Annotated in this window: 15 protein-coding genes; 12 read left to right on the top strand and 3 right to left on the bottom strand. The window is 60.3% G+C overall.

The annotated features are described in order from the left end of the window. Positions 1–4 precede the first annotated feature (4 nt). The 3 genes from K4G53_RS15325 (at position 5) to K4G53_RS15315 (ending at position 2,608) form a co-directional block, all read left to right on the top strand. Positions 5–865: a D-alanyl-D-alanine carboxypeptidase family protein gene (locus K4G53_RS15325; protein ID WP_221386504.1), complete on the top strand. Its 861-nt coding sequence runs from the start codon at positions 5–7 to the stop codon at positions 863–865. Positions 866–889: 24 nt separating this feature from the next. Continuing rightward, positions 890–1,294 carry a large conductance mechanosensitive channel protein MscL gene (mscL, locus tag K4G53_RS15320; RefSeq protein WP_221386503.1) on the top strand — a complete coding sequence of 135 codons (405 nt, stop codon included), beginning with the start codon at positions 890–892 and terminating at the stop codon, positions 1,292–1,294. Positions 1,295–1,399: 105 nt separating this feature from the next. After that, a complete protein-coding gene (locus K4G53_RS15315) occupies positions 1,400–2,608 on the top strand; it encodes a hypothetical protein (protein WP_221386502.1) in 1,209 nt (402 codons plus the stop codon). On the opposite strand, the gene glmM is transcribed toward K4G53_RS15315, so the two are convergent. Further along, entirely contained in the window at positions 2,563–3,924 is a 1,362-nt protein-coding gene (gene glmM, locus K4G53_RS15310) for a phosphoglucosamine mutase (RefSeq protein WP_221386501.1), read from the bottom strand. The two genes, K4G53_RS15315 and glmM, sit on opposite strands and share 46 nt — an antisense overlap. Positions 3,925–4,140: 216 nt before the next feature. Here glmM and K4G53_RS15305 point away from each other — a divergent pair, with 216 nt between their 5' ends. Then, positions 4,141–5,916, top strand: a complete 1,776-nt coding sequence (locus K4G53_RS15305; RefSeq protein WP_221386500.1) for a glycosyltransferase family 39 protein — start codon at positions 4,141–4,143, stop codon at positions 5,914–5,916. 53 nt (positions 5,917–5,969) lie between these two features. Here the strand turns inward: K4G53_RS15305 and rpsI are convergent, their stop codons facing one another. Next, positions 5,970–6,476 (bottom strand): 30S ribosomal protein S9, encoded by a 507-nt coding sequence (gene rpsI, locus K4G53_RS15300; RefSeq protein WP_141942595.1) that lies wholly within the window; start codon positions 6,474–6,476, stop codon positions 5,970–5,972. Between the two features lie 39 nt (positions 6,477–6,515). Then, complete coding sequence (rplM, locus tag K4G53_RS15295) at positions 6,516–6,959, bottom strand: 50S ribosomal protein L13 (RefSeq protein ID WP_009358699.1); 444 nt, start codon at positions 6,957–6,959, stop codon at positions 6,516–6,518. A gap of 355 nt (positions 6,960–7,314) precedes the next feature. Between rplM and K4G53_RS15290 the strand changes: the two genes are divergently transcribed. The 8 genes from K4G53_RS15290 to K4G53_RS15255 all read left to right on the top strand — a co-directional run bounded on the left by K4G53_RS15290 (position 7,315) and on the right by K4G53_RS15255 (position 13,654). Further along, on the top strand, positions 7,315–7,920 hold the full coding sequence (locus K4G53_RS15290) for a prepilin peptidase (protein ID WP_308287897.1): 606 nt from the start codon (positions 7,315–7,317) through the stop codon (positions 7,918–7,920). Positions 7,921–8,201: 281 nt separating this feature from the next. After that, a complete protein-coding gene (locus tag K4G53_RS15285; RefSeq protein ID WP_221386941.1) occupies positions 8,202–8,381 on the top strand; it encodes a Flp family type IVb pilin in 180 nt (59 codons plus the stop codon). A gap of 109 nt (positions 8,382–8,490) precedes the next feature. Beyond that, positions 8,491–8,685 (top strand): Flp family type IVb pilin, encoded by a 195-nt coding sequence (locus K4G53_RS15280; protein ID WP_221386498.1) that lies wholly within the window; start codon positions 8,491–8,493, stop codon positions 8,683–8,685. An 82-nt stretch (positions 8,686–8,767) separates the two neighbouring features. Next, positions 8,768–9,175 carry a TadE/TadG family type IV pilus assembly protein gene (locus tag K4G53_RS15275; protein WP_221386497.1) on the top strand — a complete coding sequence of 136 codons (408 nt, stop codon included), beginning with the start codon at positions 8,768–8,770 and terminating at the stop codon, positions 9,173–9,175. After that, a complete protein-coding gene (locus K4G53_RS15270) occupies positions 9,163–10,221 on the top strand; it encodes a pilus assembly protein TadG-related protein (RefSeq protein WP_221386496.1) in 1,059 nt (352 codons plus the stop codon). The genes K4G53_RS15275 and K4G53_RS15270 overlap by 13 nt, the downstream gene beginning before the upstream one ends. Before the next feature lie 51 nt (positions 10,222–10,272). Next, entirely contained in the window at positions 10,273–11,001 is a 729-nt protein-coding gene (locus tag K4G53_RS15265; RefSeq protein ID WP_221386495.1) for a Flp pilus assembly protein CpaB, read from the top strand. After that, entirely contained in the window at positions 10,998–12,197 is a 1,200-nt protein-coding gene (locus K4G53_RS15260) for an AAA family ATPase (RefSeq protein WP_221386494.1), read from the top strand. Before K4G53_RS15265 ends, K4G53_RS15260 begins: the two co-directional genes overlap by 4 nt. Continuing rightward, entirely contained in the window at positions 12,194–13,654 is a 1,461-nt protein-coding gene (locus K4G53_RS15255; RefSeq protein ID WP_221386493.1) for a CpaF family protein, read from the top strand. The genes K4G53_RS15260 and K4G53_RS15255 overlap by 4 nt, the downstream gene beginning before the upstream one ends. Positions 13,655–13,665 lie beyond the last annotated feature (11 nt).

The following is a 13,665-nucleotide window of genomic DNA, read 5'->3' as shown; positions in this document are numbered from 1 at the left end:
ACAGGTGTGCCATGACTGCGGTTCCCCGAGCCGCCGCAGCTTCGCCCGCTTCCTCGCTGCCGGCGCCGGGCTGACTGTCCTGTCAGCCTGCACGCCGGACGCACCCGTGGCGGTGCCGTCGTCGTCCGCTGCCCTTTCCCCTGCCGCCCCCTCCCCTGCTGGCGGATCGGCATTGCCGGGCGCGACGCCGGACGCCGCCACGGTGGGCCAGTCACCGGACGTGCCGTCCCCGGCGCCGCCGCCCTCGGCAGCGTTGGCGCGGCAGTTTTCGCTGAGCGACCCGGCGAGCCAGTGGGTCATCGTGAACAAGCACCGTCCGCTGGCACCCGCGGACTATGCGCCGGCTGACCTGGTGCGTCCCGCCGTCGCAATCTCCGCTTCGGGTGAGGCGGCGCTGCTGAACAGCACGACGGCGGCTGCGGCGGAGTCGATGTTCGCGGCTGCAGCGCGGGACGGCGTGGCGATGGTCCTGGGCAGCGGCTACCGATCGTACGGCACGCAGGTGACCACGTACAACGGGTATGTGGCGGCACGGGGACAGGCCGACGCCGACACGGCCAGCGCCCGGCCGGGCCATTCCGAACACCAGACGGGATGGGCGTTCGACATTGGCGATGGCGGCGGCGCGTGCAGCTTCCAGCCGTGCTTCGCGGACCAGCCCGCGGCGGTGTGGGCGAAGGCGAACGCCTACCGGTTCGGGTTCGTGGTGAGGTACCCGTGGATGCTGCACCCCGTCACGGGGTACTACTACGAGCCGTGGCACCTGCGGTATGTGGGCGTGGAGGCGGCCACGGACATGACGAACCGCGGCATCGGCACGCTGGAGGAGTACTTCGGCCTGGAGGCGGCGCCCGCGTACCTGTAATGCCGGTGCGCTAGGTTGGTTTCCATGCTTAATGGATTCAAGAACTTCATCATGAAGGGCAACGTGGTGGACCTGGCGGTCGCCGTTGTCATGGGTACCGCGTTCGGCGCGGTGGTGACGGCGCTGGTCAACAAGGTGCTGATGCCCTTCGTCTCCGGCCTGGTGGGCGCGCCGAATTTCGACAGCTTCGCGAGGGTGGAGCTGAACGGCAACGCCATCGAGTTCGGCGTCCTGTTGACTGCCGTGGTGAATTTCCTGCTGATCGCCGCGGCCATCTACTTTGTGGTGGTGATGCCCATGAACCTGATGATCGAGCGCCGCAACCGCCGGCTGGGGATCAACAAGGACGTGAAGAAGGACGCCGCCGAGGACCCGCAGGTTGCGCTCCTCACCGAGATCCGGGACGCGCTGAAGAGCCGCACGCCCTAAGCTTTTGCACAGAGGTGTGGCCCGCTTCCATTGTTGGAGGCGGGCCACACCTTCTTGGCAAGTCTTTCGTTGACATATGCCATCTACCACCCAAAAATTATCCGAATGGGGGGAACCGAAATTTTGCTGCAACCAAGTACTGACAGGACACGGAAGCCACTTCCAACATGGGTGCTACTGATCCTTGGAAGCGTTGCCTTGGCGGCTCGAATAGCGCTTTTCCCCTATGTCAGCCCAGACTCCCGCCTGTTCTTTGTGCCATGGATGCAGGAGTTCCGTACTCAGGGTGCATCCGCCCTCGGGGGAGAGTTCTCCAGCTACAATTTCCCCTACATGTTCCTCATGTTTCTCGGCAGCCTGATACCCGCAGAAGAACATTACGCCGTCAAGATAGTTTCACTCGTTGGAGACTGTCTACTAGCGTTTTCGGTTCGAGGAGTCGTTAAACAACTACCGTCGGCCGGGCTCCGACCGGAAGTAGCAGCACTGATCGCACTCTTTTTGCCTACCGTGCTACTCAACGCCAGTATGTGGGGACAGTGCGACTCTATCTACACCGCTTTCCTTCTGCTTTCCCTTAGGAGCCTCCTACTTAGGGATGGTCCTCGTGCATGGCTGTGGTGGGCAGTCGCGCTGTCGTTCAAACTGCAGGCCGTGTTCTTCCTGCCGGCGTTAGCTCTTATCGCTCTGCGTAACCGTCATAGTCTCGCACTGCCTGCCATGGCTGTTGGGGTCTGGGGTCTCTTCAGCGGTCTTCCCATCCTGTTCGGCCGTACTTTGACAAGTACCTTCAGTGTGTATTTCCACCAGACCCAAGAGGACAACCTATCAATGGGTGCCGTGAACATTTACGCTTGGTTCCCATCAGTTACCGCCGCTGAGGGAAAAATTCCGGCACTCCTAATCTGCGGATTGGGACTGCTGGTAATGGCCACTGCTTACTGGCGCGGACCAGATTCTGCGGATCGTAATGTGCTTTTGGCAATCTCGTCTGTAGCTTTATGCCCATTCTTGCTACCTCAAATGCATGACCGTTATTTTTTCACCGCTGAAGTGATGTCTCTGCTGCTTCTGCACCGCAAAAAGTTGCGCCTCGTTCCATGGCTACTGGCGGGCACTGGACTTGTCGCGTATTGCCTCTACTTCACTGGCTATCGCTACATTTGGCCGCTCTTGCTGGCATCCATCGTTCAGTTCTTTGCTATCGCAGCAGTCGTTTTCGAACTTTGGCGTACGAATGCCAAACATCAAAAAGATCCCCTTACGCCTCAGTCCACAGCAAACTCAAGGGCAAGCTCGACCCGAACCACTTGAGCCAGGTGCTCTGCGATAGATTCCGCCGTGTCTTCATCCGCGGCTTCCACCATGACGCGTACAACAGGCTCCGTGCCGGAGGGACGGAGCAGGACGCGGCCTGTTTCGCCGAGCGCCGCCTCGGCGGCGGAGACGGCCTGGGCCAGGACGTCGTTGCTGCCCACCCTGGTGCGGTCCACGCCCTTGACGTTGATGAGGACCTGCGGGAGCTTGGTCATCACGGTGGCCAGTTCCTTGAGCGGCTTCCCGGTGAGGGCCACCTGGGCTGCGATTTGAAGGCCGGTGAGCACGCCGTCGCCGGTGGTGGCGTAGTCGGAGAAGATCACGTGGCCGGACTGTTCGCCGCCCAGGTTATAGCCGCCGTCGCGCATTTCCTCGAGGACGTACCGGTCCCCCACCGCAGTTTCGCGGATGCTGATGCCGGCCTTGCGGAGGGCGATCTTGAGGCCGAGGTTGCTCATGACGGTGGCCACGAGGACGTCGTCCTTGAGCTTGCCGGACTTCTGGAGTGCGATGGCGAGGATGGCCATGATCTGGTCGCCGTCCACCTCGTTGCCTTCGTGGTCCACGGCGAGGCAGCGGTCGGCGTCGCCGTCGTGGGCGATGCCCAGGTTCGCCTGGCACTTGACCACGGCTTCCTTGAGGGGGCCCAGGTGGGTGGAGCCGACGCCGTCGTTGATGTTGTGGCCGTCGGGCTCGGCGCCAATGACGACGACGTCAGCGCCGGCATCCTTGAAGACCTGCGGGGAGCAGCCGCTGGCGGCGCCGTTCGCGCAGTCCAGGACCACCTTGAGGCCTTCGAGGTTGTGCGGGAGCGTGCGCAGGAGGTGCACGATGTAGCGGTCCTCGGCGTCGGAGAAGCGCTGGATGCGCCCGACGTCGGCGCCCACCGGGCGGGCCGCCTCCTTGGACATCTGCGCCTCGATGGCGTCTTCCACGTCGTCCGGGAGCTTTTGGCCGCCGCGGGCGAAGAACTTGATGCCGTTGTCCGGTGCGGGGTTGTGGGAGGCGGAGATCATGACGCCGAAATCGGCGTCGAGGTCCGCCACCAGGTAGGCCGCCGCAGGGGTGGGGAGGACGCCGGCGTCGTAGACGTCGATGCCCGAGCTCGAGAGCCCGGCCTCCACCGCGGCGGCGATGAATTCACCGCTGGCGCGCGGGTCACGGGCCACCACGGCGCGGGGCCGAGAGCCGTTGGAGTTGCGGTCGTGGCCAAGCACGACGGCGGCCGCCTGGGCCAGCTGCATAGCCAGCTCCGCAGTCAGCAGACCGTTCGCAAGCCCCCGGACACCATCAGTTCCAAATAATCTAGACACCGGTCAAGTCTAGTGGATGGGGCATGACTGCCGACCTATTGGCGTTATTGCTAACTGCTGTCGCCTTGCGTGTGGTGGCTGATCGAGGGCTCATGTATCTTGCCTTCATAGCCATCGGCGTTGCCGATTGGGCCACAGACAGTGAGCGGCGGGGGCACTCCATTGAATCGTAGGGACTTGGTTGGGCTTGGGGCCCTAGTTAGTGCTGCTGCTGTCATGTACTTCTGGGGACTGGATTCCAACGGGTGGGGCAACGGGTACTATGCCGCCGCCGCTCAAGCCGGTGCCACCGACTGGAAAGCATTCTTCTTCGGCGCCTCCGACGGCGGAAACGGCATCACAGTGGACAAGTTGCCAGCAAGCATCTGGTTGTCGTCCTTGTCGCTGCGAGTATTTGGCCTCAGCTCATGGAGTCTTCTGGGGCCGCAGGCTCTTCTCGGCGTTGGTACGGTGGCGCTTACGTATTTCACTGTACGCCGGCACTTTCACCACAATTCCGCGATGATTGCTGGGGTCGTCTTACTGCTAACTCCGGCCGCCGTTGTGATGTTCAGATACAACAATCCGGATGCCCTACTAATCTTCCTGCTGACGTTGGCGACCTACCTAATGATCCGAGCAGCCGAGGATGGTCGGTGGCGTTGGGTTCTGGCAACCGGAGGGGTCATTGGCGCTGCTTTCCTTACCAAGTCGGCGCAGGCCCTCCTACTGTTTCCCGTTCTGGGAGGAGTGTACCTCTACGCGGGACCAGGGCCCTTCAACCGTCGGCTGCGCCAATTGGCAAGCTGTGTAGCCGTGGCAGCTGCCATAGCAGGCCTATGGATCATGACGGCAGAATTGACGTCCCCGGATGCACGCCCTTATGCCGGGGGTTCATTCACTAACAGTTTTGTCGAGGTTCTCCTCAGGCAAAACGGACTGGGGCGCATTTTAGGGGCATCCGGCGGAGGGACACCAGGATCTGAAGCGGCGCCTCCCGGGCCATTCAGGTTGATACGGTATGCCTCCTTTGGAAGTCAAGGTGTCTGGTTGCTTCCGGCAGCGGCACTGCTCCTCCTCGCTTCATTGATTCTCCTTCGCCGCCAGCCGCGGTGCGACAAACGGCGTGCAATTCTCCTTGCTTCCGGAGGATGGATGACTATTTATTGGACAACATTCAGTCTCATGGGAGGAGTCGTCCACCCCTACTACTTGGCAACTTTGGCACCGGCTGGCGCCATCCTTGCCGGCGCAGTGAATGGATTGATCACTCCAGCTCAAAGATGGCTGCCATACCGGATTGCTTTGTCCCTGTCAGTACTGATCTGTGGCATCCTAGCTTTTGGCTACCTCACAAACTCCTCTGACGTAGGCCGCATCTTTGCTCTTATTGTGGCCGCCATTTGCTTGATCAGTTGCGAACTAATTGTTTTCCGGCTCCGAAACCGTAGCGTGCGCCGCCTGACCGCATCCTCTGTCGCACTAACCTGCGGCTTGGGGCCACTGCTACTTTCGGCGTCGGCCGTGATTAGTCCGCACACTGGAGTCTCGCCGACCGCAGCGCTAGTCGGAAGCCCGATCGTGTTGGATTCGCCTGATCCGACTCGTTGGCCAGCCGGCAACAGCCAACGCATCCGGGGATCCGCTCTGGGCCATCCAGCCGACCCAGACGTCTTGGCGTTCCTCAGGTCTACCGGCGACCGAGGGTCCCGATGGCTCGCAGCCACGCCGGGCGCCCTGAACGCCGCACAATATCAGCTCAACCTCGAGTCGCCGGTGATGCCGGTCGGCGGGTTCAATGGAAGCACACCTTACCCGACAACCGGACAACTAGCTGATTACATCGAATCGGGGGAAATCCGGTTCTACATTGTTCGGCACGATTCGCAAGACATCGAGCCCGAAGCGGAGTATGCCGACGAAGTCACCAGCTGGGTTCGTTCCCATTATTCGTACATTCAAGTGGGCGCAATGGACGTTTTCGACTTTCACCAGCAGTTGCAGGACTCGTAAACGGCAAAAGCCCGTCCCGCCAAACGGCGGGACGGGCTTCTGTGCAAGCGGATTTAGCGCTTGGAGTACTGCTGGGCCTTGCGGGCCTTCTTGAGACCGGCCTTCTTACGCTCGATGACGCGGGCGTCGCGGGACAGGTAACCGGCCTTCTTCAGGGTCGGTCGGTTGTTCTCGACGTCGATCTCGTTCAGCGAACGGGCGATGCCGAGGCGCAGGGCGCCTGCCTGGCCGGAGATGCCGCCGCCGTGGATGCGGGCGATGACATCGTAGGCGCCTTCGAGATCGAGGATCTTGAAGGGTTCGTTGACGTCCTGCTGGTGCAGCTTGTTCGGGAAGTAGTTCGCCAGCTCGCGGCCGTTGATGGTCCACTTGCCGGTGCCGGGCACAACGCGGACGCGTGCAACAGCTTCCTTGCGGCGGCCAACAGCTGCGCCGGCAACGGTCAGGGCCGGGCGTTCCTTCTTGGGAGCAGCTTCAGCAGCGGAGCTCTCAGAGGTGTAGCTGGTCAGGTTTTCCTCGGCCTCGGGGGCCTCGGTGGTCAGTTCTTCGTTCTGAGCCACGATTCTCCTTGTATTAAGTAAGTTGTTTGGTGGCCAGGACTACTGGGCGACCTGGGTGATTTCGAAAGTCTTGGGCTGCTGGGCGGCGTGCGGGTGCTCGGCACCGCGGTACACCTTCAGCTTGCCCAGCTGCTGTGCAGCGAGGGAGTTCTTGGGGAGCATGCCTTTGATGGCCTTCTCAACGGCGCGGACCGGGTTGGATTCCAGCAGTTCCGCGTAGTTGACGGAGGTCAGGCCGCCCGGGTAGCCGGAGTGGCGGTAAGCACGCTTCTGCTCCAGCTTGGCGCCGGTCAGGGCAACCTTTTCAGCGTTGATGATGATGACGAAGTCGCCCATGTCCATGTGGGATGCATAGGTGGCCTTGTGCTTGCCGCGCAGCAGGATTGCGGTCTGGCTTGCAAGACGGCCAAGGACAACGTCGGTGGCGTCAATGACGTGCCACTGGCGGTTGATATCGCCGGGCTTCGGGGTGTACGTACGCACGGTGTTTGCCTCGTTCTTGTTCTGGCGTTCTTGTTTAGGTGTCACTAGCTCGTGCACCTACTGTCTGCGCGCTACCGGAACAGAGGTGAGGGCTCTATGTAACCAGTCATCCTGAAGTTCCGAATATGCACGTTGAGTAGTTATCCTGCAACCGGATTCTCAAGCGGGCACGCACCATCGGAATAGGACACGCACAACGACTACCAAGATTAGCGCGTCCGGGGGTTCAGGGTCAAAATGGGGTAGCCGGATGCCGCCTCAGCGCCTGCCGGCCTGACGGACGCAGGGGGTCGCGGTGTTTACAACGGGTCATGAGGGCCTGCCGGGATGGCTTTGGGTTGTTGGCATCGGCCTAGTGGGCGCCGCACTCTCCCCCCTGGCCGAGGTCCTCATCTCCAAACGGCTCCCGCGGCTGGGTGGCCTGCCTGGCCTCCCGGCACGGATTACGACGGCGGCACTCACCGGGCTCACGTGCGCGGCTTTTGCACTGCGGTTTGGAATTACTTCTTTTCTTCCGGCTTTCCTATTCCTAGCCGTCCTCGGCGTGCAGCTCGCACGCATCGACGCTGCCTTACATTTGCTACCGAACCCGCTCGTATTAATGCTGCTCGCCGGGGGCGGATTACTGCTTTTGTTTCCAGGGTTCCTCAGCAGTCCGACCCAGGACTTCGCTCGTGCACTGCTGGGAGCGGTGATTCTGTTCGCCGGCTACCTGATATTGGGCCTAATTTCCCCTGGGGCCATCGGGATGGGCGACGTGAAGCTGGCCGCGCCCATCGGCCTCTACTTGGGGTACCTAGGTTGGGCCCCGTTGCTCTACGGCGGCCTCCTGGGCTTCATACTCAACGGCTTGGTCACAATCATTCTCGTGGCGCTAAAGGGCCGAAACAAGACGACCGAGGTGGCTCATGGCCCCTCCATGCTCGCCGCAGCTGCCGCCACTGCGCTCCTCCTGGCTTAGCCAGCCGGTAGGCAGCCACTCCGAACGCTCCTGGCCTGACCAAGTAGTACCTAAGGACGGGTCACCGCCCGCTTGAGTACTCGCCCGCAGTTCCGAGTACGTACTTTTGGCATCCCCAAAAAAACTCGAGTACCACTACGCATTGTTGCCCACTGCCCCAAATGACAATCTCTTCTTAGCGAAGTCCAGCCGCTAAAGATTTTATGGGGGCAGCTGGAAATTCGTTGAAATACAAATCAATCCATTTCACCGAATTAAAGGAAACTAAAATGACTTCTCTTATGGTCTCATTGACTGCCTTCATCGCCGGCATCAAGGAGCGCTTCGAATCCGAAAAGGGCGCCACCATGGTGGAGTACGGCATCATGGTCGCCTTCATCGCAGTCCTTGTTATGGCAGCTGTCATCATTCTCGGGCCGCAGATCGCCGGCCTGTTCACCACGGTATCGAACGCCCTCTAGGCATCTAACCGGCGACAGACGAGGGCCCCACAGATCCCTCGCCTGTCGCCGGTTCAGGACTTGCATCCAATTGGATCCCTGGTCCAGTACCTGGAAGGAAGTAATACCGATGAGCGCAATTGTTGCCACTATATGCTCCTTTCTTCACACCGCGAAAGCACGTCTCACAGCGGACGAAAAGGGCGCAGCCATGGTCGAGTACAGCATCAAGGTGGCCTTTATCGCAGTCCTCGTGCTGGCAGCAGTCGTCATCCTGGGCCCACGGATCGCGGCCCTCTTCACATCCATTTCAAACGCTCTCTAATTTCAATAGTTGCAGCGGCGGTACTGGCGACCGACGCTGCAACGTCACAACAAACAAGTTATCTGGGACACCGGGAGAGGTCATGAAGTCAAGCAGGAAGGAAAAAGGCGCTGTAGCAGTGGAGATGGCAATCGTCCTCCCGCTTCTGTTGCTAATTCTTCTGGGAATCATCGAGTTCGGCAGGGCCTACAACGTCCAGGTGTCCCTCACCCAAGCAGCTCGTGAAGGCGCGCGGTACGCAGCGATTCATCACGCCGAAAGTGGACTCAACGTTCAGGCCGCTGCCCTCGCAGCTGCGCCGGCGTTATCGGGACTTCCCGTAACCGTCACCGACAACGCCAGCAGCTGCTCAGCAGGGTCGAATGTCCAAGTGACGACGAAGGTTGCTTTGCCGTCTTTAACCGGCTTTCTCGATGCCGGATTCTTCGGGGCATCCGGGATCTTTCCATTGTCAATGACCGGAGTAGGGGTAATGAGATGCGGCGGCTGACTCGATGGTCTTCTTTTCGTGCGATCAATTCGGCCCGTAACGGGGAACGAGAAAAAGGCGCAGCTACGGTCCTGGTGGCGATCTTAATGGTCGCTCTCCTGGGTTGCGCTGCCCTGGCTGTGGACGTCGGTGGGATGTACGCAGAAAAAGCCCAGATTCAGAATGGGGCAGACGCAACTGCACTGGCCATAGCGGCTGACTGCGCCAAGGGTATGAACTGCAGCGCAGCTATGGCGACACCTTTGAATCGGCTGGCCGACAATAATGCCAACGACGGATCCACAGGAGTGCTGTCTGTCACCCAACCCACCTCAAATTCGGTTCGAGTAGTTACCAACTCCCGTGACACGTCCGGCAACAACTACTTTTCACTCTTCTTTGCTCGGATCTTGGGCTTCAATACGAGTCAGATTACAGCTACCGCCGAGGCCGCATGGGGACCTCCGTCCGCGGGCAAGACACTCCCGTGGACCATCAGCATGTGCGTTTTCGAGAGTTTTCTGACGCCCAGCCAGCTCGCAGAGTTGAACTCGACAGGAACGTTCACCGGTAATCCGGACCCCACCCGAATTCTTCTGCGCTACGACCAAAACGTGCCGACTTTCCCTGGTTGCGAAGCGCAAAATGGCTACGCCCCTGGGGGTTTTGGCTGGCTGGACACGGACAGCGGCTGCTCGACCAACATCGATATCGCAACCGCGGAGGCAGGCAGCAACCCGGGCAATGACTTGCCCAGCGTCTGCCAAAGTATGCCGGCGACCATCAAGGACTCACCGGTGCTGATCCCGATCTTCACAAACGCCGTGCAGAACGGACAAAAGACCCAATACACGTTGGCTGGATTTCTCGCCTTCCAAGTAACTGGTTACAAGTTCGGCGGCGGCCCCGCACAGACAGATCTTGACCCGCTAGCTCCCTCATGTAATGGCGGAAACTGCCGCGGCATCCAGGGGTACTTCACCCGCTTTGTTTCTCTGCAGGAGGGGCTCTCTATATCCAACACGGCGTCCAACTATGGAGGAACCGGAGCTGTACTCACCAAGTAACTACGCAGTTCCGCCAGGACTTTGTCACACCACATCTAAGGAGCAACTGAAGTGAAATCACGCCTACTGGGAGGCTTAGCTGCACTACTGCTGGCAGTAGTTGGCGCCATTCTCCTTTTCGTCTACGTCCAGGGCGCTTCAGCCCGCGCCCAAGCCGGCTTGGAACCTGTCAGTGTCCTGGTCGTCAGCGAACAGGTTCCTGCAGGGACAAAGTCCTCTGACCTTGCAGGCAAGGTTCGTGCCGAATCAATCCCCAAGTCCGCAGTTCCTGAGGGGGCTCTAACAACGCTCGATCAGCAGGAAGGGAAGGTTACCGCAGTGGCGCTTCAGCCAGGCGAGCAATTGCTGGCGGCCCGTCTGGTGAGCCCCCGCGACTTGGCACCTGGCACCGTCCCTGTGCCGGATGGGTTAGAGGAAGTCACCCTCTTACTGGCCCCCGAACGCATCCTGGGCGGCCGGCTTGAAGCCGGAGATACCGTGACAATTTACTCCTCGTTCAATAAAGAAGACGGTCAAACCGGCTTGCTTTTCCACGATGTCCTCATCACGGCGGTGCAAAAAGCACCGTCCGATCCCAAGAACAACACAAGCTCCGGCTCAACCGAATCAAATGTTGCAATGCCGAATGGCTCAGCTTTCATCACCTTCGCCCGAAGCGATGCGGATGCCTCGAAGCTGGTCTACAGCGCTGAATTCGGCAAGCTCTGGCTGGCCAAACAAACCGATTCCACGGCCAAATCCACCCCCCCTGTCACTAAATTAGGCGGGCTGTACCAATGAGCCGCTTTGTAGCAATCACCGCAGTTCGCGACTTTGAAGGCCGCATCCGTCAGGCCATCGCCGGTGCCCTTCACGGAGAGCTACAGACGCTGTCGCCCCAAGTGCTCGCCGGTGGACCCGACGACGTATTCAGGCAACTGAACGGCGCTCCGCCTGAGGTTCTTATCCTCGGTCCAGGGGTCACGCCCGACGATGCGCTCAAGCTCGCCACGGTCTTCGATCTCCAGTATCCAGAGATCAGCCTGATTCTGATTGCAGAGCCAAATCCGGACCTGGTACTTCGGGCCATGCACTCCGGCATTCGAGACGTTGTCACATCCGAAATCGGCCTCAGCGAGCTCAGGGTACTGCTCGAGCGGGCATGTCTGGCTGCTGCAAGCCGCCGGCGGGGCATGGCTCCGGCGGCAGAAGGAGCGCGCGACCGCGGCAGGGTTATTGCCGTCATGTCCCCTAAGGGAGGCGTCGGCAAGACCACCGTGGCCACCAACCTGGCCATTGGACTGGGAAAGGTTGCGCCGATGAGCGTGGTGCTGGTGGACCTTGACCTGCAGTTCGGCGATGTTGCGTCCGGCCTCCTGCTTGAGCCCGAACACTCAATCACTGATGCTGTCCACGGAGTCGCTTCCCAGGACTCCATGGTGCTAAAGGCATTTCTTACGGTGCATCCAGCGGGTATATATGCGCTTTGCGGACCGAGAACCCCGGCGGAGTCAGACTTCATCACGGCCGAGCATGTCAGCAGGCTGATCGATCAGCTTGCGAGCGAATTCAAGTACGTCGTCGTGGATACCGCTCCTGGGCTGGGCGAGCACGTGTTGGCGACTTTGGAGCAGGCGACTGATGGCGTCTGGGTGTGTGGCATGGATGTACCCAGCATTCGTGGGCTGCACAAATGCTTCGCCGTGCTCCGGGAGCTCCAGTTACTTCCCCAAGGCCGGCACACGGTGCTCAACTTTGCTGACCGCAAGAGCGGAATTTCCGTACAGGATGTGGAAGCGACCATCGGAGTCCCCGTTGATACGGTCGTTCCCCGTTCCAAAACCCTCCCCTACTCGACCAATCGCGGTATCCCGATCCTACAAAGCAACGCCAGGGACTCAGCGTCCAAGGGGCTGAAGAAGCTCGTAGACCGCTTTGATCCTGAATGGATAGCTTCCGCACAAACCAAGCTTCACCGACGGGTGGTTGTCTCATGAAATTGTCAGATCGGCTCTCGAGGTCCAACGCAAATTCAGCGGTGCCAGAAGAAGTTGCCGGACACACCGACGCTGCACCTGACCTGAATGCCGCGGCTCAGGTGCCTCCTCCAGCCGCGCTTCTTTCCGTCTCTACGTCCTCCCCGGCGCCAATCGCGAGCCCAACGACGGACGCACTGGGAGGCCTTAAACAAAGAGCCGCCCAGGCGCTCTTTGAGCGGATGGGGACCCGATTCGGCGAAAGCACGACTTCCGAAGAGGCCCTTCGCGCCTCCGCAGTGGAGGAACTTTCCACGGTCATCGACCAGGAGCAGGTTCCGCTGTCCCCGGAGGAGCGCCGCCGGCTGATTCGCGAAATCGCTGATGAGGTCATGGGCTATGGTCCCCTGCAGCGCTTGCTCGAGGACCCCTCGGTGACAGAGATCATGGTTAACCGCTTTGATCAGATCTATATTGAACGCCATGGGCACTTGTCCCTGACAGGCACCAGGTTCAGCTCGGACAATCACCTGCGGACAGTTATTGAACGCATCGTCTCCAAGGTCGGGCGTCGCATTGACGAATCCTCCCCCCTTGTGGATGCGCGGCTGGAGGACGGGTCCAGGGTAAATGCCATTATTCCGCCTTTGGCGGTGAACGGGCCATCTCTGACGATCCGGAAATTCAGCCACGTGCCCTTGACGGTGCAAAACCTCATCGATTGGGGTTCACTGACTCCGGAGATGGCTGAATTGTTGAGCGCTTGCGTTCGGGCCCGCTTGAACATCATCGTTTCCGGTGGTACAGGCACCGGTAAAACCACGCTGCTCAATGTGCTGTCCTCGTTCATACCGCGGGACGACCGCATCGTCACCATCGAGGATGCTGTCGAGCTGCAACTCCAGCAGGAACATGTGGTCCGGCTGGAAAGCCGGCCACCAAACATCGAGGGCAAGGGTGCAGTGACCATCCGGGACCTCGTCCGCAACTCCCTGCGCATGAGGCCAGACCGCATCATTGTGGGCGAAGTTCGAAGCGGAGAATCCCTTGACATGCTGCAGGCAATGAACACAGGTCACGATGGGTCGTTGTCCACAGTGCATGCGAACTCTCCAAGGGACGCCATCGCCCGCCTGGAGACCCTGGTCCTCATGGCGGGAATGGATCTCCCACTTCGCGCGATTCGGGAACAGGTTTCGTCTGCCGTCGATCTCATCGTCCAAGTGACGCGGCTCCGCGATGGCAGCCGGCGGGTGACCCATGTGACAGAAGTTCAAGGCATGGAAGGGGACATCGTTACCCTCCAAGACGCCTTCCTCTTCGACTACGCGGCGGGCGTGGATGCCCAAGGACGATTCCTTGGCAGGCCACTGCCCACAGGCATACGGCCACGTTTTCTGGATCGGTTCGCCGAACTTGGCATTTCCGTATCCCCGGCAGTTTTCGGCGCCGGACTGGCACCGGTGGGAAGGCGATAGCCATGGAATCC

Source organism: Arthrobacter sp. MAHUQ-56 (assembly GCF_019710585.1).
In the GTDB taxonomy this organism is placed as follows: domain Bacteria; phylum Actinomycetota; class Actinomycetes; order Actinomycetales; family Micrococcaceae; genus Arthrobacter.
This window is presented reverse-complemented; position numbering and strand designations above follow the sequence as displayed.

Coding starts and splice junctions, on each gene's coding strand:
- mscL (WP_221386503.1), top strand. CDS start 890: ATGCTTAATGGATTCAAGAACTTCATCATGAAGGGCAACGTGGTGGAC.
- K4G53_RS15315 (WP_221386502.1), top strand. CDS start 1,400: ATGGGGGGAACCGAAATTTTGCTGCAACCAAGTACTGACAGGACACGG.
- K4G53_RS15305 (WP_221386500.1), top strand. CDS start 4,141: ATGTACTTCTGGGGACTGGATTCCAACGGGTGGGGCAACGGGTACTAT.
- K4G53_RS15285 (WP_221386941.1), top strand. CDS start 8,202: ATGGTCTCATTGACTGCCTTCATCGCCGGCATCAAGGAGCGCTTCGAA.
- K4G53_RS15280 (WP_221386498.1), top strand. CDS start 8,491: ATGAGCGCAATTGTTGCCACTATATGCTCCTTTCTTCACACCGCGAAA.
- K4G53_RS15275 (WP_221386497.1), top strand. CDS start 8,768: ATGAAGTCAAGCAGGAAGGAAAAAGGCGCTGTAGCAGTGGAGATGGCA.
- K4G53_RS15270 (WP_221386496.1), top strand. CDS start 9,163: ATGCGGCGGCTGACTCGATGGTCTTCTTTTCGTGCGATCAATTCGGCC.
- K4G53_RS15260 (WP_221386494.1), top strand. CDS start 10,998: ATGAGCCGCTTTGTAGCAATCACCGCAGTTCGCGACTTTGAAGGCCGC.
- K4G53_RS15255 (WP_221386493.1), top strand. CDS start 12,194: ATGAAATTGTCAGATCGGCTCTCGAGGTCCAACGCAAATTCAGCGGTG.